At 68.2% G+C, this 20,403-nt stretch carries 13 protein-coding genes; 9 read left to right on the plus strand and 4 right to left on the minus strand.

The window, feature by feature from the left end:
* Positions 1-31: 31 nt before the first annotated feature.
* Positions 32-976: an SDR family oxidoreductase gene (locus tag Aple_RS19950; RefSeq protein ID WP_155346144.1), complete on the minus strand. Its 945-nt coding sequence runs from the start codon at positions 974-976 to the stop codon at positions 32-34.
* A 178-nt stretch (positions 977-1,154) separates the two neighbouring features.
* Here Aple_RS19950 and Aple_RS19955 point away from each other — a divergent pair, with 178 nt between their 5' ends.
* Entirely contained in the window at positions 1,155-1,994 is an 840-nt protein-coding gene (locus Aple_RS19955; RefSeq protein WP_155346145.1) for a helix-turn-helix transcriptional regulator, read from the plus strand.
* A 42-nt stretch (positions 1,995-2,036) separates the two neighbouring features.
* On the opposite strand, the gene Aple_RS19960 is transcribed toward Aple_RS19955, so the two are convergent.
* Positions 2,037-2,744: a TIGR03560 family F420-dependent LLM class oxidoreductase gene (locus tag Aple_RS19960; RefSeq protein WP_246264645.1), complete on the minus strand. Its 708-nt coding sequence runs from the start codon at positions 2,742-2,744 to the stop codon at positions 2,037-2,039.
* A 134-nt stretch (positions 2,745-2,878) separates the two neighbouring features.
* On the opposite strand from Aple_RS19960, the gene Aple_RS19965 reads away from it, so the two are divergent.
* Positions 2,879-3,913: a protein kinase family protein gene (locus tag Aple_RS19965; protein WP_155346147.1), complete on the plus strand. Its 1,035-nt coding sequence runs from the start codon at positions 2,879-2,881 to the stop codon at positions 3,911-3,913.
* Between the two features lie 52 nt (positions 3,914-3,965).
* Here the strand turns inward: Aple_RS19965 and Aple_RS19970 are convergent, their stop codons facing one another.
* Positions 3,966-4,904 carry an ERCC4 domain-containing protein gene (locus Aple_RS19970; RefSeq protein WP_155346148.1) on the minus strand — a complete coding sequence of 313 codons (939 nt, stop codon included), beginning with the start codon at positions 4,902-4,904 and terminating at the stop codon, positions 3,966-3,968.
* A gap of 267 nt (positions 4,905-5,171) precedes the next feature.
* Between Aple_RS19970 and Aple_RS19975 the strand changes: the two genes are divergently transcribed.
* From Aple_RS19975 to Aple_RS19995, 6 genes are all read left to right on the plus strand, one after another.
* The gene (locus Aple_RS19975; protein WP_155346149.1) at positions 5,172-6,257 is read left to right on the plus strand and encodes a hypothetical protein; all 1,086 of its coding nucleotides are present in this window, start codon (positions 5,172-5,174) and stop codon (positions 6,255-6,257) included.
* Positions 6,257-6,712 carry a hypothetical protein gene (locus Aple_RS19980; protein WP_155346150.1) on the plus strand — a complete coding sequence of 152 codons (456 nt, stop codon included), beginning with the start codon at positions 6,257-6,259 and terminating at the stop codon, positions 6,710-6,712. Before Aple_RS19975 ends, Aple_RS19980 begins: the two co-directional genes overlap by 1 nt.
* A 13-nt stretch (positions 6,713-6,725) precedes the next feature.
* Entirely contained in the window at positions 6,726-7,565 is an 840-nt protein-coding gene (locus Aple_RS52125) for a hypothetical protein (RefSeq protein ID WP_170321573.1), read from the plus strand.
* A gap of 16 nt (positions 7,566-7,581) precedes the next feature.
* Positions 7,582-8,790: an OmpA family protein gene (locus tag Aple_RS19985; RefSeq protein ID WP_170321574.1), complete on the plus strand. Its 1,209-nt coding sequence runs from the start codon at positions 7,582-7,584 to the stop codon at positions 8,788-8,790.
* A gap of 143 nt (positions 8,791-8,933) precedes the next feature.
* Complete coding sequence (locus Aple_RS19990; protein WP_170321575.1) at positions 8,934-11,294, plus strand: ATP-binding cassette domain-containing protein; 2,361 nt, start codon at positions 8,934-8,936, stop codon at positions 11,292-11,294.
* Positions 11,295-11,429: 135 nt separating this feature from the next.
* Positions 11,430-15,263: a WD40 repeat domain-containing protein gene (locus Aple_RS19995; RefSeq protein WP_246264661.1), complete on the plus strand. Its 3,834-nt coding sequence runs from the start codon at positions 11,430-11,432 to the stop codon at positions 15,261-15,263.
* A gap of 7 nt (positions 15,264-15,270) precedes the next feature.
* Here Aple_RS19995 and Aple_RS20000 read toward each other — a convergent pair whose 3' ends face one another.
* Positions 15,271-18,015, minus strand: a complete 2,745-nt coding sequence (locus Aple_RS20000; RefSeq protein ID WP_170321576.1) for a tetratricopeptide repeat protein — start codon at positions 18,013-18,015, stop codon at positions 15,271-15,273.
* A 92-nt stretch (positions 18,016-18,107) separates the two neighbouring features.
* Here Aple_RS20000 and Aple_RS20005 point away from each other — a divergent pair, with 92 nt between their 5' ends.
* Positions 18,108-20,396 (plus strand): helix-turn-helix domain-containing protein, encoded by a 2,289-nt coding sequence (locus tag Aple_RS20005; RefSeq protein WP_155346155.1) that lies wholly within the window; start codon positions 18,108-18,110, stop codon positions 20,394-20,396.
* Positions 20,397-20,403: the final 7 nt, after the last annotated feature.

A 20,403-nucleotide genomic window follows, 5' to 3' on the forward strand; every position in this document is an offset into this window, starting at 1 on the left:
GTTCGTACGGGGGGAAACGCCGCGGCGGTGGTCAGGCGGTCGGGATCGCGGTCTTGGTGAGTTGCTCCGAGATCTGCCAGATGCGCGAGGCGTCCTCGGTGCTGCGCAGGGGGGAGTAGGTCCGGTGCTCGGCGGGCGGGCCACCGAGGTTGCCGGGACCGGTGGGCCCGTAGAGCGCGCTGCCTCTCGCGTCGGGCGCCGTCGCGGCCAGAAGTGCCGGCAGGGCTGCGGTCTCGACGGTGCCGAGGAGGATCCCGCGGGCCGAGAGCGCGCGGATCAGGCGAACCTGAGGCGTGTCCGTGCTGCGACCGAGCTCCGGGCGGGCGGCGAGGAGGCTGGTCGGGGCCACGCCGGGGTGGGAAAGGTTGCTCGTGATGCCCCAGCCATTGGTCCTGCTGCGGCGGTCCAGTTCCAGGCCGAACAGCCCGAACGCGATCTTGGACTGGCTGTAGGCCCGCCGGCCGTGATAGCCGCGTTCCCAGTTCAGGTCATCCCAGTTCACGGTGCCCTGCCTGGCTGCGATGCTGATCTGTGAGGTCACGCGGGCGTGTCCCGCGCTCAGGAGCGGAAGGAGGCAGCCGACGAGCGCGAAGTGCCCGAGGTGGTTGGTGCCGAACTGCAGCTCGAATCCATCGGCGGTCCGCTGCCGGTTCGGGGGGGTCATCACGCCGGCGTTGTTGATGAGGACGTGGATGGGCTGACCCTCCGCGCGGAGGGTCTCGCCAAGGGCGGCGACCGATTCCAAGGAGGAGAGGTCGAGGTTGCGCAGCGAGACCTTCGCGTTCGGCACTCTCGCCCGGATCTCCGCGATCGCGCTCTCGCCCTTGCCGAGGTTGCGGACAGGCATGATCACCTCCGCGCCGGCCGCGGCCAGTCGCGTGGCCATCACCAGGCCCATCCCGTCGCTCGCGCCTGTGACGATCGCACGCTTTCCGGACAGGTTCGGAACCGTGATGTCGATTGTTCTGCGTGGCACTGTTCTGCTCCTCTTTCGTCGGTGAATCCACGGTCTCCTGCGCCGCTGGGGTCATCCAGGGACTTCTGATCCACGGTTCGGGCGGCCCCCTTAAACCGGAGGGTGGGACCAGCGATCCGTGGTTGCCGTCGGGCACGGACGGTAGAAACGGAGCAGCATCGCGAGAAGAGGGAAGGCCATGATCGATCGCGCAGGGCTGGCGGAGTTCCTCCGAAGTCGTCGAGAAGCGCTGCAGCCTGAAGACGTGGGCCTCCCACGCGGTCCCCGTAGGAGGACCAACGGGCTACGTCGCGAGGAGGTCGCGGCACTGTGCCATATGTCGACTGACTATTACTCCCGCCTCGAGCGGGAACGCGGACCACAGCCGTCGAGCCAGATGCTCGCCTCGATGGCCCAGGGCCTGCACCTCTCGCTCGACGAACGAGACCATCTGTTCCGCCTCGCGGGACACAACCCGCCCGCCCGCGGCGGAGCCACCGAGCACATCAGCCCCGGCCTGCTGCGCATTCTCGACCGCCTGAACGACACTCCCGCGGAAATCGTCACCGAACTCGGCGAGACCCTGCGGCAGACCCCGATGGGCATCGCGCTCACCGGCGACACGACCAAGTACACCGGACCCGCCCGCAGCACGGGGTACCGGTGGTTCACCGATCCAGCCGCCCGGCAGCTCTACGCGCCGGAAGAACATCCGTTCCTCACCCGGATGTACGCCTCGGGGCTGCGCGAGATCGTCACCCTCCGCGGCCCCGAATCCCGAGCCGCGCATCTCGCGGACCTACTCCTCGCCCGTAGCGAGGAGTTCCGGCGAGTATGGGACGCCCACGAGATCGGGATACGCCCCCATGAGGTCAAGCACTTCGTCCACCCCGAAGTCGGAGCCCTGGAACTGACGTGCCAACGACTGGTCGACCCCGGCCAAGCCCACTCGCTACTCGTCTACACCGCCATTCCCGGCAGCGAGAGCCACGACAAGCTGGACCTCCTGTCCGTCATCGGAACACAGGCTCTTGGCTGAGGGACACACCCCCGCGGGTCGGCGACCCCCGGGAGGACCGCGTCAGGCTGTGATGCCGGCCAGACGGGGGATAACGCGGTCTCCGAGTCGCGCGGCGAACCCCACGGGGTCGGGGGTCTGCGGCGCGAGCTGGACGTGGTCAATGCCGATCGCGGCATAGCGTTCCATCTCGGCCAGGAACGCGTCAGTGTCGGCGAGGGGGTCGGGACCGCCGAGGATGGTCTTCTGGATGGTCGAGTAGTCGCGGCCCTCAATTTCGCAGTGCTGGGCGAGCACGTCGAGCTTGCTTTTCACGACCTCGGGTCCCATCGCGAAGATGTTGCACGCGTCGGCGTACTTCGCGACCAGCCGAAGGGTCTTCTTCTCGCCGGCCCCGCCGATGAGGATCGGAGGCCGGGGCCGCTGCAGCGGCTGAGGGACGTTGATGGTCTCAGCCAGTCGGTAGTGGGCACCGTCGTAAGGCCCGTCGTTCTCGCTCCACATCTGCCGCACGATCTGGATTGTCTCTTCCAGCCGTTCGAACCTCTCCGCCAGCGGCGGGTACGGCACGCCGAGACCTTCGTGCTCGCGGTCGTACCAGGCCGCTCCGATACCGAACATCGCGCGGCCGCCGGAGAGCACGTCGAGCGTGGTGACGATCTTGGCGAGCAGACCGGGGTGACGGTAGGTGACGCCGGAGACCAGCAGGCCGAGGCGGAGGTTGCGGGTCTGTCCCGCGACGAAGCCGAGGCAGGCGTAGCCCTCCAGCATCGGCGCGGCGGCACCGCGTGGTCTTCTTCTGGATACTCTCCGGGCTCGACGAAACGGGAGCCAGGGAGCGTGAGTCCATGGATAGGCCAGGCGAGCCTGGCAGGACCACGTGCCGCGACAACCAGGAGGCATAGATGCACCACCCGGATCCGCTGCACGCGGCACGCCTGCTCGCATACGGGTCTGTGTCCACGCGACTGGCCATGCTGAGTGATCGCAAGCTCGGTGATCTCGTGGCCGCGGCAACCTCTCCGGGGTCCGGCATCGGTGGCCGGTCAGCGGAACTGGACGTTCATGGGACCCGGGTATTCGTCAAGCGTGTTCCCCTGACGGACGTCGAGACGCGGCCGGGGAACACGCGATCGACAGCCAATGTCTTCGGTCTGCCGACTTTCTACCAGTACGGGGTCGGGTCGGCCGGGTTCGGGGCCTGGCGCGAGCTGGCTGTTCACGTCATGACCACCAACTGGGTTCTCGCGAACGAGTACGAAGGCTTTCCGCTGATGTACCACTGGCGGGTCATACCGGATTCCCCTCCCGAAGGATTCGCCGACGAGTTCGGCGGCATCGATGGAGCCGTCGCGTACTGGGAGGGCTCACCGGCCGTACGCGAACGGCTGGAGGCCATCGGCCGGTCCTCGCTCAGCCTCGTGCTGTTCCTGGAATATCTCCCGCAAACGTTGGCGGCATGGCTGGCCGACCGCCACGGCGCGGACGTCGCAGCACAGGTGTGGGCACACGAGGCCCTAGCGCGGGGAACCACCTTCATGAGCTCCCGCGGGCTGGTTCATTTCGACGCCCATTTCCAGAACGTGCTCACCGACGGGCGACTGCTCTACTTCGCGGACTTCGGACTCGCCCTGAGCTCCCAGTTCGACCTTTCCACGGACGAGACCGAATTCCTCAACTGCCATCTCACCTACGATCGCCACTACACGGCGAACCATCTGCTCCGCTTCCACCTCCCTGGCGGTGTGCGCGAAGAGACGCGCCACGAGGCGTTCCTTCGCGGGTGGATCGCGGACGACGCCAACCATGAGGGCGTCGCGCCGGCACTCGCCGCGATCATCAGTCGCCATGCCGGAAATGCCCTCGTCCTGAACGAGTTCCATCGTCGCCTGATCACCGAAACCAAGCGGACGCGTTATCCGGTCGACGCGCTTGTATGAGGCCGGATAGCGGGCTTCGCTCTGCCCGGAGATTCACTGCGGAGGTTCGGGCTCAAGGGTGAGCGTCCCGGTAGGCCGCCCAGATCGCCGGGCCGAGTCGTCCTTTGTCGGGCACCTCCAGGCCATGGGTGCGGGCCCAGACGCGGACATCGGCAGTGGACGGTTCCTGTGCCGGTGCCGCGGTTTCCGCAGCCGGAGGATGGTCGGTGGCCGCGTAGGCGGCGGCCAGGAACCGGTAGGTCCACTCCTCGGCCAGCTGCCGGGTTTCGCAGAACACGATTGGCACGCCAGGAAAGGCCACCTGCAGTTCGGCGATCCCGTCGGCGACCACCGATGGGCGGACGTGCTCCAGTTTGAACACCTGGCTGTAGCGGTCTTCGATCACCACCGCCGCGTGCGGGAGTGCGGCGAGCTCGGTCAGCTGGTACTTCAGGCGGGTGTTGAGCAGGGATGACACCAGGTCGTTCAGGCTCTTGCGCTCGACCGCCGCAGTCAGCCGTCCGCCAGCCTCGACGCCGTAGTCGCCGCAGGCCAGCCGCCGTTTGACCAGCTCGACCTGCTGGCGGGGGAACTTGTAGGCATAGCGTTCGCCGCTGTCCACGACGATGGGCAGCGCGGTGATGCCCGCGGCGCGGGCAGTCGGTGTCGAGACGTTGGGCCGGGCCTGTTTGCGGACCCGGGCGGTCTGCCAGAAGATCGCATCCCGGCCGCGTGCCTTGGTGAAGACGATCTGCGATCGGTTCTCCCTCGCCCGATCCAAGACCAGATCGATCGCCGCGCCCCGCCGTACACACGAGCGAACCGGCACCCGCTCGACCACCTCCGGCTCCTCCGGCCACTCCGTTGGCTCGACGGGGAAGCAGTAGATCGCCTTCTCCCGAGGCCATGTCCCACCCGCCCGCAGGAACAACCCGTCGCCCAGCGGCAACCGGATCAGGTACGGCAGGCGTGACTCAGGGTCCGGGTTGCGGACGATGACCAGCTCAGGCACCCCACCAGTGTGCTCGATACCGCGTCACCGGTCGCGGATCTCCCCGGGAATGTACGCCGGTGCGCGACCAAGATGCCCGTCTTCCGCGTGGCAGGGCTATCCGTGTCCGGTCTTGTCCTGAGCTTGTCCTGTGCTGTCCATAGTTGCCCGTTGGACCTGGACCTCCAGCTCACGGCCATCTCAGTGTGGGGCTCAAGTACGACGCCGGACCGTCCGCGGATGTGCGGCCCGGCGGGGCTGACGTGACCTCACCTGGGGAGTGGACCTGTGACGCATCCCTACCTGAGCAAGCTCAAGGGGCCTGGGTTCTACGGGCCCATGGCGCGGTTGCTCGACATGCTCAACGGACGCCGGGACGGAGAGCTCGAAACCCCGATGCTGCCCGACCCGCGGCATATTCGCGTGGGGCCGACCGCGTGGCCCGCTCCCGGTATCGAGCTCGGCGCTCCGGAGACGGCCGAAGTCGATCCGCCCTACGACAGGCAGCAACTCGGCACCGGCCTGAGCGCGGACGATCAGGCGGGGCAGCGTGAGGACACCGGCGGCGCGGGACCTGACAACACGAACACTGACCCTGCGGAATCTCATGACGTGGTCCACGAAGACACGGAGAACGACGCCGAACCGGAAAGCGGTGCTCGGGATGACGCCGAGCCGGAAAGCACGGCTCCGATCACCAGAATCGAAAGCCCGGCCGACCTGCACATCCTCGTGGACGCCGCCTCTGTGAATGGCTCCGACTGCGGGCCTGCCGGAGACTTCGACCTGCGCACATTCTGGATCGGCTATCTGCGTTCCCGTGCTGACGAGCGGGCCACCAACGAGTGGATCGCCTGCCAGATTCGCTGCGACAAGCTCCGGGAAGATCTCGCCGAAATCCAGGGGGAAATCGAAGAGGCCGTGGCGAAAGAGGCCTTCCTCGAGTCTCAGCTCAACTTCATCAGAAAGCGGATCGAGATCCTGACTGACGACATCGCGCTGGGCGTGTTTCCCCCGCGCCGAGTCGGCGAGAACAGGCTGCCCGATGAACTCATCGTCCGGCGTCGGCAGCGAGAGCTCGCGAACGAACTGAAGAAAGCTCAGGGGCCTTTCAACGAGGTGCGCCGGAGTCTGAATAAATCGCGCGGCAAAATTCGGCGGCTGGCGGAGCAGATCAGAACCTGCCAGGAGGCATATCAGCTGCGCCTCCTCCGTATTTACGCGCACGCGCGAACACGCGAGAACGTCTACTGGCTCTATCTGACCAGGTCTCATCCGTACGGCGCCGCGCTGAATTACTACCGTCCCCCACCGCCCGAAGTGCCCAGCTGGGTGCTGGAACCGCAGCGAGCGGTCGAGAAGAGGGTGATTTGATGGAAGTCTCACTGAGCCAAACAAAGCCGCGTCGGCGTGCGGCTTCCTGGTGGCGCAAGCCTGGATGGTTCAGCTGGGGCCGTCGCTCCAAGCCCGGTGCCGGCTCGCAGGAAGTGCCGCTGTTCCAGGCTCCCCCCATCGATGCGGCCAGCCTGCACACCTACCTCGCGAAACTCATCGAGAGCCTGGCCCCGGATGGGGTGGACGAGGGCATCGGCCCAATCTTCGACACCTTCATCGACGCGTTGACCGACCAGCTGATCACCGAACTCCAGGTCAGCTACCAGCTCTATCTCGGACAATCCGCAGCGCTCGACAAGGCAGGCGCCGCGGTGGCCGATCTCGCGTGGTGGAGCGCAATTCACGAACACAACGTGCGGAACCTCCAGCAGATAAACCAGGCGACCGAAATCGTCGTGCGCCGCCTGCTCGGCGACGGCGCTTCAGATCGCTGAAAGGAGATCGAGAATGACGACAGACCCGCCGAATCCAGGCGAGCCGGAGCGGGGAATGCTCCCCAGCAGATTTCCCGAACGCCCGCCCCGGCGGGGCACGGGCTACGAGGATCCCGCCCTGCTCGCGGGCCGTTCACAGGCGACTCTCCGCTACTTGATCGCCATCTTCCTTGCCGCGCTGGCCGATCTCGGGCAGTTCCTCCCTGTCGTGGAGCGCGCGCAGCCGGAGCTGACGGACTGGCAGGCGGGCATCCTCGTCACCGGGTTCATCGCGATGGCGCTGTTCGTCACCCACATGGCCGGGGTCCTGTTCCGCGAGGTCAAGGCGAGGAACCCGATAGCCAGGCGGATGGCCGCGTACTTCTGCCTGATGGCCTGGGCGGGGCTTGGCCTGACCGCGTTCCTCGTGCGGCTCTGGGTGCCGCAGACGGCCGGGAGCTCTCCCCTGTTGCTGGACACCGCGCCAACGACCGACTCAGATCACGACACCGCTGTCGCGAGCGCCGTGTTCTTCTTGGCGCTCTACCTGGTCACCGGAATCGTCGCGATCATTGGCGCCTACCTGACCCACAATCCTTACCGCGCGGACGCGCGCGAGACGCTGCGGGCCCGGCGCAGGCGTACGCGGGAGGCCGCGAGTTCAGCGGCCAGTCTCGCGCTGGCCAATGAGCGAATGCTGGCCATCGGCACGCAGCAGGCGGCCAGCCTGGCGATCTACGAGCAGGCCCTGGAGTCGCGCCGTGCCTACGGGCGGCAGCTCAAAGAGCTGGCCAAGCTGCTCGTGGCGATCCGCGCGCAAGATCCGGTGGTCACCGGATCTCTGTTCCAGAACCGTCCCCCCACCGGCCCGTGACAAGGGGAAAAGGGAAATGAAGACGCCTCAGCTGCTGGCAGTGGCCGCCATATCGATGGTGGCTACCAGTTGCACGCAAAGTGTGGCTTCCCCCAACCCGGAGGCCGCCGGCTATCAGTGCGCCTACAACAAAAACGCGCCGGTCGCCCTAGTTATCGGAGCTCGGGCCAACAGCCCCGCGCCACAGTTACCCGAGAAAGCGCAAGAACTCGTCTCCGCTGCCGCGGACAACGGTCAGCTCGTCACAATCGTACGGATCGATGGAAACCCGAGGGTCGTCTTCAAGAAACAGCTCAAACACATCGCCCAAAATGACGAGGGCCGCAAGGACGAGTCAAACCGTTTCCTAGGGGATATCCGCTCGGTGCTGCTGCCTGGTGGCACGCCCCCTTCCCCGTGGGAGCCGGTGGGCGCGGTGCAGCCCGAGGCCGACGTTTTATCGGCGTTCCGGCTGGGTGTGCGTGCGGTGCCCGCGAAAGGCACGGTCATCGTGGTCGATTCAGGTGTGCAAACCGTGGAGCCGCTCGATTTCCGGGGGGATGGCATGCTGACCATAGAGCCGGCTGATCTGGTGGATTACGTCAAGCAACTCAAATTGTTGCCTGACGCCAGGGGACGCCAGGTGCTGTTCTCCGGCTTGGGCGACACTGCCCTCCCGCAAGCCAAACTCGAGGCGTACCGATCCAACATCGTGGCTCTCTGGCGGGGGATCGCGAAAGCGGGAGGCGCTTGCGTAGACGTCGATTCCCAGGCCACGACGTTGGACGCGCGGGCTGGAGTCCCATCGGTCAGCGTGGTCAATCCGCCACCTCTGCCGCCTCCGCCGACCCAGCCGCCCACGTGTTCCACGGTCGATCTGGCGGACAGCAACAATGTCGGCTTCCTGCCGGACCAGGATGTGTTCCGGAATCCGAGGGGTGCCAGGGCCACCTTGAAGGAGCTGGCCGCGGCTCTTCTCAGCGACCCTCGGCAGCATCTTCGCCTCACGGGAACGTCGGCCAACTTCGGTACCGAAGCCGGCCGGATCCAGCTCTCATATGCTCGCGCGAAAGCGGTGGAGAACGCCCTCGTCGACATGGGCGTGCCCAGGGAGAGGATCTCCTCAACGGGTGTGGGCACCCATTTCCCCGACTTCCAGGAGGACCACGGGCCCAACGGCGAGATGCTGTCCGCCGCGGCCGAGCAGAACCGCAAGGTCATCGCCGAACTGGTCTGCGAGCCCTGATGATCCCGCGCCGGATGCCGACGATCGGCTATGGGCCGTTCGCCCGGATGTCTGATTGGTATCAGGGGTGGCGGGATGGCCGGGCGGGCATTCCCGCCCGCCCTCCGCAGGGCGCTCCCCTCCGCCCGGTCAGCACAGGACACATGGACATGCTGGTCCATCGCGCGCAGGACGCGTTCCACCACGAGCACCTCCACCTGCTCGCGGCGTGGGATGAGGACCCCGGCCAGGGCAACGGCCGGGGCCTCGGCGCCGCCCAGATGAGGGCTTTGCGGATCTACGAACACACGAGCATGCGCATAGCCGCCTACCGCCGTTCGCTGGTGCGCTGGCACCGGCACGGCGTGTGGGTCAACGACGCCATGACGAAGGACCGGCTGGACCGGCCCAGCTGGGCGTTTCCGCTCCCTCCCGCCCTCTATGACGACCCGTCCCACACAGCTGCGGGCCCGGCCGGACCTGGATCGGGAAAGGTCACGCTACGCGGGCGCGTGATCTCTCTCAGGCCGGTGACCGTGTTCGGGTCCGCAGCTCCCCCCGCCGACGAGGTCCTCCCCACCCCCGGGCTCGCGCTCCGTCACTTCCGGCTGGAGCGCGCGGCGGACGGGGTGCGCGTGCGTGGCCTCGGATATGGTCACGGGCCTTACATCGATGGGCGGATCGCGCGGAACGCACTTTTGCGGCCAGGCGGGCACTTCGATGTGGGTGCGTTCCGCTACTGGCTGCTGGACGGCGGGGACGCCTTGCGGGAGATCCCGCTGGGCGCGGTGCCCGCGCGGGACGCCGACGATGTCACGCTGACCGCGCGCCGCTGCGACCTGGTCGTGTCCGAGGTGGACGCCAAGTTCAAGGACAAGCCCCGGCTGACGAGAATGTCGTTCGTTCAGCACGCCGGGGACCTGCTGGCGATCGTGGGGCCGTCGGGAGCCGGGAAAACGTCGCTGTTCTGGGCTCTGCTGGGAGAGCTGCCCATCTCCTCAGGGGAGGTCTACTTCCGCGGCCTGGATCTTCGTAAGCACAGCGACCAGATCCGCGAGCAGCTCGGCTTCGTGCCACAGCATGACGACGTGCACATGACGTTGAGCACCCGCAGCCTGCTGCGCTACGCCTACCGGCTCCGCGCCGCCGGACGCGCGGGCCGGGACGCGCGCATCGCCGAGGTCTGCCGACAGCTTCGCATCGAGAAGGAGCTCGACAAGCCGCCCAGCCAGCTGTCGGGCGGACAGCGGAAACGTGTGTCCATCGCCCTGGAGCTGCTGGCGGAGCCTTCGCTGCTCATGCTGGACGAGCCGACCTCGGGACTGGACGTCGGTCTGGATCGCGAGGTCATGGCGGCGCTGCGGGACTACGCGGCGGCGGACCACGCGGTGATCATCATCACGCACTGGCCCAACCATTTGTCCATGGCCCAGCAGGTGCTGGCGGTGGCCGAGGAGGGACGCCCCGTCTATTCCGGGCCCCCGGACGGATTGTGCCCTGCGCTGGGTGGAGCCGATCATGCCGACGTCATGGACGGCATTCGGGCCGACCCTCGGCCCAAGGCGGACGCGTACGCGGCGAGTTCGGCGGCGACGGCCCGTGCCGCGGCCCGGCAGGCCCGAGCGGGCTCCGCTGCCGCCGCCTTGGTCCGCCGGAAGCGCGGTGCGCCGGCGGTGCTCGCCCATCAGCTGCCGGTGCTGATCGCCAGGCAGGCCGCGCTCGTGGCGGCCCGCGGCACCACCAGGAGCCGCGAGACGCCGACGATCTCCGACTGGGTCAGGAGCGTATGGAGCCGCGTCTGGCTGTGGGCGGTGCCGTTCGGCGGCGCGGTGCTCACCGCGCTGGCGGGCGACGCGGCGGGACTGGGCGCGGGCGCGACGGCCAGCGCCGGGTCGCTGAACCTGCTCGTCACGTTCAGCATGCTGACGGGACAGGCGTTGACCTACAGCGACCTGGTCACCGAGTTTCCGATCCTCCGCCGCGAGCATCGGACCGGCGTGCGGACCGCATCGGTCACGCTGTCCAAGTGGCTGGTCTACGCGGTGATCGCCATGGCGCAAGCACTGGTGATCGTGTGGGGGTTCACCCGGATACGGCCAGGTCCGGTCCACTCCGTGATGTTCAGTCCCGCGGTCGAACTGTGGTGCGATCTCGGGGCGATGACGATCACGGCCATGTCGCTCGGGCTGCTGATCTCCGCGGCGGTGAAAACGCTGAAGCAGGCCGTCAATGTGGTCACGTTCATCACCATCGCGCAGATCGTGTTCAACGGGGTCACGAAGAACCTCTCGGATGAGCCGGTAGCGAGCGTGTTCGCCGCGTTGCTCCCCGCTCGCTGGGGCTTGGCCGCGGCCGCCGCCTCAATCGACCTGCGCGGAATGGGGCCCTCCGCCCCCGACGCGCTGTGGCGGCACACCACCGGCCAGTGGCTTTTCGACCTGGCCATGCTGGGCGTCATGTCCGCGGTCTTCCTCGCGATCGCGACAGTGTTGCTGCGGCACCGCCTCACCACGCCGGACCGATGAGTTTCCTGGTTTCCGCACCAGATAGGCAACAAGGCAACCATCCGGACGGTCTCCCCGGGCACCAAGATGACGCCAGAAAGCGATCTGGCGTGACAGGGCTGATTGCGGGAGTCCTGAAGGACGGGGCGGGTGCGCATGCGAGCGAACGATGTTGATCTCGACACCCTGAACACGATCAAGACTAGGCCGGATTTCGGCGCCGCGCTACGTCGGCTGATTCCGGAGGGCATGACGCTGCGGGCAATCGCAGACGACCTCATGAAGCGGGACATCGTCAACGGCCGGACGAAAACAGCCATCGACAATTGGCTCAAGGGGATATCCGTCCCCAAATCCCAGGCACTCGACGTGATCCTGGACACATACCACGTCACCGATCCTGAGCTTCGGACCGCATGGAAGAACGCCCGGCAACGCGCCTCTCGATGGAATCCGGTGCCCTGCCCCTTTCCAGGGTTCACGAGCTTCGCAGAGGCGGACGCCGAGCTATTCATGGGCCGGGCGAAACTCACGCAAGAGCTGGTCACGCGAATCACCGGACTGCGGGCGGCGGGCGGCGGGCTGATTCCAGTGGTGGGGCCGTCCGGGTCGGGGAAATCCTCCCTGCTGCACGCGGGTCTGATTCCCGCGCTCGGGCCTTCATGGACCGTGACATCCCACACGCCGAGCGAACAGTTGGTCGCGGAGCTGGCCAGGCTGCCCCGTGCGGCGGGAGGCAAGGCGTACGAAAATCTGCTGCTGATCATCGATCAGTTCGAGGACGTCTACGCCACCGGAATCGCGGACCCCAATCGGGCAACCCTCATCAACCGGCTCAGCGATATGGCCAGGGACGGGGCCGTGATCGCGCTGGGGGTGCGGTCTGACTTCCTGCCCCACCTGTTCTGGCCGGACGCGATGCTGCCTCTGCTGAACGGCCCGCTGTTCGGCATGGTGCCGATGAACCGGGACGAACTCCGCGAGGCGATCGTAGAGCCCGCCCGGAAGGCGGGACGCAGGATCCAGCCCGAACTGATCACCATGCTTCTCGACGAACTCGCGCATCCAACCAACACCGAGGCGGGGCACGAGGACGGCACGCTGCCGCTGCTGTCGCACGCGCTCCGCATGGCGTGGAACCGCAACCCCTCACCAGGGGAAGTGACCGTGACCGATTACCTCGCCGCCGGAGGTCTCGCCGGGGCGGTCAAGGACGCGGCCGACCAAGCCTACGATCAGCTGAACGCCGACCAGCAGGCCGTGATCCGGGATCTTTTCCTCCGCATGGTTCATGTCACGAGCGAAGGCCCGGTAGTCCGGCGCAGGCTCCTACTCAACGAGGTTCCCAGCTATCCGGGAGTGACCCCGGACGAACTCAAGGACGCCCTGGAGGAGTTCGTCGATCAGCGTTTCGTCACGCGGGACGACAAGGGCATGCAGATCAGCCATGACGCGCTGATCAGGGAGTGGCCGCGACTGCGGGCGTGGATCGACAGCGACCGGATCGGCCTGATCATCGCCCAGGACCTCGGCGTGGCCACGCAGAAATGGGCACAGCACGATCATGCGTCGGACGCGCTGTATCAGGGCGTCGTCCTGCGCGGCGCCCTGGAATGGGCGGAGGCGCGCGGCCATGCGCTCACCCCGCTGGAGCGGGAGTTCCTGCGCGCGAGCTCCCGCAAGGAGCGGTCGCGGCGGCGCGTTCTGCGTTCGGCGGTGGGCCTGCTCACCACCCTCTCCATCGTCGCCACCAGCGCGGGATGGTTCGCCTTCCGCGAGCGGAATGAGGCGATCGCGCAAGGCGCGCAGGCCAGCCACAAAGGCGCGCTCGCGGAGTCACAGCTGATGGCGACACGCGCCGGGGCCCTGTACGGCACGGATCTCGCGCTGGCGGCGCAGTTCAGCCTCGTCTCCCGGCAAATCGCCGACACCGAGGCTGCCAGATCTCGCGTGCTGGACGCGTCCGCCGCCCCGGCGGTGACGCGGATGGTGGGCCCTGACGGGCTCACCCACGCGGTCGCGCTCGGGCGCGGCCTGGTCGCCGCCGGCGGGGAAGACGGCAAGATCTGGCTGTGGGACCTGGCCCAACCCGGACGTCCGGTCCTGATCGGCACGCCCATCGACAACGGCACACCCAACGTGACCACCCTCGCCTTCGACCCCGCCAAGCGCTATCTGGCCAGCGGCAGCGGAGACGGAACGGTCCGGCTATGGGACCTCCAGGATCCAGCGCATCCCGTCGCCGCGGGAACGGCTCAGACCGGGTCACCGGTCAACTCGGTCGCGTTCGGCCCGCGCCTGCTCGCGGCCGCCGGCTCCGACGGCCAGGTACGGCTCTGGCCGCGGGATCGACTCGACCGGCCCATGACGCTGCGCAGACCGGCGAGTGGCATGCCGGCGGACGCGACGCGCGTCGCGCTGAACTCCGTCCGGTTCAGCCCGGACGGCCACACAGTGGCGGCGGTTGGGGAAGACGGGCTGGTCTGGCGCTGGGATATCTCCGGCGACCAGCCCGCCCAGGTCGGATCCGCCCTGGGCGGACCGGGCACAGCGCTCTGGTCGGTCGCGTTCAGCAAGGACGGGCGGATGCTCGCCGTAGGAGGGACGGACGACAAGATCTGGCTGTGGGATCTCACCGGCCCCACGCCGGCGCCCAGGCGCGAGCCGTTGACCGGTCCGACGAGTTGGGTGTACTCCGTGTCCTTCACCCCGGACGGCCGCGGCCTGATCGCCGGATCCGCCGACACGCACGTCTACATGTGGGACCTCGCGACCCGGCGGATCGTCGCCGAACTGCCCCACCCCGACGTCGTCACCTCCGTCGCGCAAGAGGTGAACGGCCGGCTGGCCTCGGGCGGCGCGGACGGCGTGGTGCGGCTCTGGTCGCTGCCCGGTCCCGTGCTGACCGGGTCGAGCCCGATCTTCACGCTCGCCTTCAACCCCAGCGGTGACTCACTCGCGGCCGCGTCCGGCGACACGAACGTGCGCCTGTGGCGGACGGCGAAGCCGGGAGAGCCGATCCGGCTCTGGGATCCCGCGACTGCCGGAAGCCCGGCTCAAGGGCCTGCGGCGCAAGGCCCGCCGCTGTCTGATCCGCATCTGGTGGGCACACTCGCCTACAGCTCGACCGGGTGGCTCGCGGCCGGCCGCGATGACGGGACCGTCGCGTTGTGGAACGCGAATCACCCCGGCGATCCGGTGGTCCCGGCGAGCGATCTGACCGGCATCATCGACGCGGTGGCCTTCAACGCGGAGGGCACGGTCCTGGCCGCGGGCAGCCGGAAGGGCGGCGTGCAACTGTGGGACGCCCGTGATCCCGCGAACATCCGGCTTCTCGGCAAGCTGGAGGCTCCGGCTGGGGTGATGTCCCTCGCCTTCACCCCGGACGGCCGTACTCTGGCCGCGGCGTCCCATCAGAGCATTCTCGTGTGGGATGTGCGGGATCCCGCGAAACCCGGAGCCATCGCCGTCGTGCCGAGCAACTCGAAGTACACCTTCAACCACGTGGCCTTCAGCGACGACGGGCGGGTGATGGCGGCACCGCTCAACCACTGGGTGCGGCTGTGGGACGTCACGGATCCCGGCTCTCCGCGCCAGTTCGGCAAGGACCTCTCCATCGGGCCCAAGGGGCAGGTGCAAGCCGTGGCGTTCGGCCCGGATCGCCTGCTCGCCGGGGCCGCCTCCGACGGAACCGTGCCGGTCTGGCAGGTGCCCGCCGGCGGGGCTCCCAGCACGATCGCGGTGCTGTCCGGACCGAGCGGCACCGTCTTCTCCGTGGCCTTCGCCCCGCGGGGCAGAGCGCTGGCCGCTGCGGGGATGGACGGCACCGTGCGGTTGTACAACCTCGATTTCGACGCCGTCACCGCGTACATCTGCGCGATCAGCGGTGATCCGATCACCGTGCGCGAATGGCAGGAGTACGTGTCGGACCCGTCGTCCCCCGACGCCCCCGGTCTGGCGTACAACCCGCCGTGCGGCCTGGGAGGCTGACGTTCGCTCACTCCGAGGACCCGCCCAGCTTCCGCCACATCCAGGTGGGCAGGTGGACCAGAGCCGTGGAGATGCCCGCCCGCATGTAGAGGTCGGTGAAACGGCCGACGGCGTCAGCCGCTGCCCGCCGGCTCGCGGCGAACATCTCCGCCGCGGCTCGGGTGTCGCCCGTCAGCTTGAGGGCCACGCCGTACTCCTGGCGGGTCTCGGCCGTGTGCGGATGCCCGGGACCGAGCACGGACAGCTGTCCGTCCAGCGCCTGGGCGAAAAGGCCACGCGCCGATTCCCAGTCGCCGGTCTGCTCGAACGTCTGTCCCAGCAGGAACATGGCGCGCAGGAGCAGGGGATGCCGGTCGCCCGCGTGCCGCCGGAGCAGCGCGATCGTGCGGGTGAGTTCAGCGCGTCCCCGCTCTGGCTCGCCGCGCGAGACCAGCGCGTATCCCAGGCCCACGGCCGCGCCCAGGGTCACCAGGTGATATTCGCCGTGGCTGCCGCGATACTCGTCGCGAAGCCGGCGGAGCGACCGCTCCGCGCGTTCCCAGCCGCCGTGATCGGGACGCAGGTCGGTCAGGTGCGGGGTGAGCAGCGCCTCGGCCAGGACCTCCTGGGCCTCCGAGCACCGGATGTGGTGCGGCAGATCCAGGTCCCGGTAGTGCCCGATCACGGACTCCGCCAGCGCACGGGCGCCGGGCGAGTCGCCGAGCGGCAGCCGTATCCGAGCCAGTTCCAGCCGCGCCTGCTGGAGCCCGTCCGCCTCGACCGAATGCCGGGCCAGCAGGTTCCGGGCCTCGCGTTCGGCCTCGCGGAGCCGCCCGCGCAGCCGCAGACCGCGCAGATGGGCCAGTGCGGTCGCGGTCTCGGGCGGGGCGCTGAGCAGTTCAGCCCAGTACGGCTCGGCTTCGGCGAACCGGCCCAGGGCGTCCAGGGACGCGGCGTGGATGAGCAGGGCCCGACGCGCGAGGTGGCCCCGCACGCGCGTGGCGCGGGCGATCGCCGTGTCGTAGGCGCCCGCCTCGTAGTGCGCGCGAGCCGCGGCCAGGACGAGGTCCGGATCTTCCGGCCGGACCTCGACCAGCCGGTCACGGTACCGCGCGGAGGTCACCACCTCCCCACCCGACTCGTAGTGGCCGGTGAGCAGCCGCAGGAGCGCTTCCGTCAGTTCAGCGGGTAGTTCGGCGCGTGCGGCCAAGACGTCCGCGTGCGGCACCAACTCGCTCCGCTCCGCATGATCGGTCTCGGCCGCCAGCGTGGTCAGCGCGCCCGCCATCGCGGGCGCGAGCTCGGCTTGGGGCTGAAGCGGCTGGAGGTAGCGCCGCGCCGCGTCCAGCACCAGCGGATGGATCTGCCAGGAGGCGCCCGTGCGGGTGGCGAGCAAGCGCCGCCGCAGACCTTCCAACGCGGTGGCCACCGTCGCATCGGGGCGCAGCGCACGGGCCGCCAGGTCGATCAAGCGGGCCGGCAGCGGGGCCGGCGCGACCGTCAGCGCGACCTCGAGGATGAGCCGCTGCGTGTCGTCCAGGGCGAGCACGGCGTCATGGAACATGGCTGTCACCGGCTCCAGCACCGTATGGTCGGTCGTCAGCCGGTCGGCGTAGTCCTGATAGGAAATCAGCCCTTGCCGATCGCGGAGCTCCAGCCCGGCCAGCGCGGCGGCGTAGGCGTTGCCGCCCAGGCGTCCCACGATCCGGTCCAGGGCCTCGATCTCGCCGGAATCCGTGGCGGGGCGGTAGCCGCTCAGCAGCAGGCGCCCGTCGGCCAAGGTCAGCGGGCCGACTTCGATGCTTTTGACAGCTCTCCCGTACGGATTCTCGCGCGTGGTCAGCCCGTAGGCGAGGCTACGCGAGATGAGCACGGTACGGATCTGCCGCTCGGCCGGGATGAGCAGCTGGTCGGCCACGTCCGGATCCAGATCGGGCGGAACGTCGTCGATCACCCACAGGCTCGGCTCCGGCTGGGCGGCGAGATGCTCGGCGAAGATGTGCGGCAGCCGGCTCTCACCGGCTCCGGCGTAGTCGAGTCCCAGCATGCCGGCGATCATCCGCAGCTCATCGGCGTATCTGGCGAGCACGTCCCGCTCGGTGGCGCCCGCCAGGCGCAGCCAGTAGACACCGCCCCGGAAGGCGGCGCCGTACTGCCAGGCGTACGCGGCGACCAGCGCGGTCTTTCCCATGCCCGCGGCTCCGGCCACAGCCGCGACAGGACCGCAGGTGGGTTCGGTGATCGCGAGATCGCTGCCGTGCAGGGCGCTGTGCAGCAGCCATTGTTCCCGGTAACGGCCGTGAAAGCCGGCCTGGCCCGGGGGCCTGCCGTACCAGCGCGGGCGGTCGTGAAAGGGGACGTCGCCGATGCGCCCGGAGATCGTGGCGACCCAGGACCGGATGCGATCCGCGAGCCGGCTCACGTCTTCCGCCGTGGTCGGCGCGAGCGCGAACCGGGCGTCCGAGACTTCCACCGGCAGAAGGTGATCGGTCTCCTCCTCGGGATTGATCACGATGATCCGGCCGACGGGGTTTCCCTCCCGCTGACCCGCGAGGAACGCCGACGTGAGTTCCCATTGGCAGGCTGGTCTGACCGCGTAGGCCGCCGAGTAGTACGCCACCAAAACCGTGGACGAACGCAGCGCCTCCTCGAGTCCGGCCGAGATGCTGGCGAAATACCCCAAGCCGTCTTCGTCGATGAAGACGCTGAGATCCTTTTCCAGCTCGCGGCAGAGCGCTCGAACGGGCTCCCGATCACAACCCGCCAGAGACATGAAGACGTCGTACGGCGGCTTACTGCCTTTTGGGGTCATAATCTATTTTAAGAGGATTTTTCGGTCTGCACGGTGGCGGTGGAAGGCCCACTATGGGTGGTCATCCGGCATTCGGTAATGAGTTGCGGCGAGTGCGGGAGGCCGCGAGCTTGTCACTGGCCGAACTGGGGAAATTGATCCACTACAGCAAGGGATATCTGAGCAAGATTGAATCCGGCGCCAGGCCGGCCAATCTTAAGCTGGCCTGGGCCTGCGACAACGCGCTGGGCGCGAACGGCGCGCTGGCCGCGCTCGTCGATCTCCAACCGGCCAGGGAGAATCCTAAAGATCCAAAGCCTTTCTCCGGGCTACCTCCGGATTCCGTCCACTTCACCGGACGGGCCGACGAGCTTCGGCGGGTCATTTCGATCCTCCGCCATGAGCAGAAAGCGTTGATTATCCCAAACATGGTGGTTGTGTCCGGTATGGCGGGCGTCGGCAAAACCGCGTTCGTGACCCGTGTGGCGTATCAGATCGAGCGGAGCTTCCCCGGCGGATTCCTGTTCCTCGACCTGCACGGCTACAGCCCGACAATTCCTCCGGTGACCCCCGCGGACGCCCTCGACCGGCTGCTTCGCCGCCTGGGCGTACCCGGCGAGCAGATCCCCGATCACGTCGACGACCGCGCCGCGCAGTACCGCGACCGTCTCATCGGAAAAAATATGATCATCGTGCTCGACAACGCCGGGAGCGCGGACCAGGTACGCCCCTTGCTGCCGGCCACGCCGGACTGCCGCGTGCTGATCACCAGCCGGGACCGCCTCACCTCGCTGGACGACGCGTGCCATCTCACCCTTGACACGCTCCCCACGGCCGAGGCCACGGCTCTGTTCCGTTCGGTGGCCGGTCAGGATGCGCCGGACCGGGAGGAGATGATCGGGAAGATCGTCGAAGCCTGCGGGCGCCTGCCCCTCGCTGTCCGCATCATCGCGGCTCGATGCCGCGGTGGCGGCACGCGGAGGCTGGCGGACCTGAGCGCTCGCGTCGCCGACCGGCACAGCCGGCTCGACGAGCTCGATGACGGCGAGCGCAGTGTCACGTCCGCTTTCACGGTCTCCCATGAGGGCCTGCCCGCCCGGCCCCGGCGCGTCTTCGCGCTGCTCGGCCTGCATCCTGCCGCGGATTGGGACGCGTACGCCGTAGCGGCCCTCGCCGACCTGAGCGTGCACGAGGCGGAACGCGACCTTGACCGGCTGCTCCGGGCCAACCTGGTGATCGAGGACTCGGCCGGCCGCTACCACTTTCACGATCTCGTCGGCCTCCATGCCCGCAGGCTCGCCCGATCGGCGATCCCCGAGCAGGAGCAACGGGCGGCGGTCCAACGGCTGCTCGTCTTCTCCCTGGCGACATTGGTCCAGGCTGACCGGGTCATCACACCCCATCGCTACCTGCCGCCCTCGGCCATCGTCGACAAGCCACCGGTGACCCCGGCCCTGACCGGGTATCGGCAGGCCCTGGCGTGGGCCGAGACGGAACGGACGAACCTGGTCGCGCTCTGCCGCGCGGCGGTCGAGCTGAACCTCGACGCCTTCTGCTGGGAGATCGCATACCTGCTGCGTGGCTATTTCTTCCTCACCAAGCAGTGGGACGACTGGATCCAGACGCATACCCTCGCGATCGTCGCGGCGAGACACTCGGGAAACCGGCACGCCGAGGCCAGGACCCTCAACAATCTGGGTCTCGCGCTGCTGGAGCGGGGCTCATTCGACGCCGCGGAACAGCACTACCAGAGCGCGCTGGAGATCTTCCGCGAGCTCGGCGACGAGTTCGGGGAGAGCAACGCGCTGGCCAACCATGCCGCCGTGCTCTACTACCGCGGTGACCACGGCGCGGCGCTGCTGGAGAACAAGCACGCCCTGGCCTTCTACGAACGGATGAAAATGCTCAGGAACGTGGCGATCACCCTGCGCAGTATCGCCTTGGTCGAGGTGGAGCTGGCGCGTTTCGCTGAGGCGATCGAGCACCTTCATCGGGCCCTGCGCGTGTTCACCGAACTCGGTCTCCATCTGGACGCCGCCATGGCGGAGAACTGCCTGGGCGAGACCTACCACCGCCTGGGCGACCTGAAGAACGCCCGGCGCTGGCATCTCCAGGGTCTTGAGCACAGCCAGTCCTGTGGCAGTTCGTACGAGGAGGCGCGCGCGCACGGGCAACTCGGCAACCTCGCCGCGGAACAGGGGGATCGCGACACCGCGACACACCACTGGGAGCGGGCATTGCGCCACTACGCGGCTCTCCAGGCCCCGGAGGCCGAGAAGATCCGTCGCCGTCTCTCCGCCGGCAACCGTTCGCTGGAAGCGGGGCCCGTCAGTCTGACGGGCCCCGTTCCGGGTGATCAGTAGCCGTCTG

The organism is Acrocarpospora pleiomorpha, from assembly GCF_009687885.1.
Taxonomy (GTDB): Bacteria; Actinomycetota; Actinomycetes; order Streptosporangiales; family Streptosporangiaceae; genus Acrocarpospora; species Acrocarpospora pleiomorpha.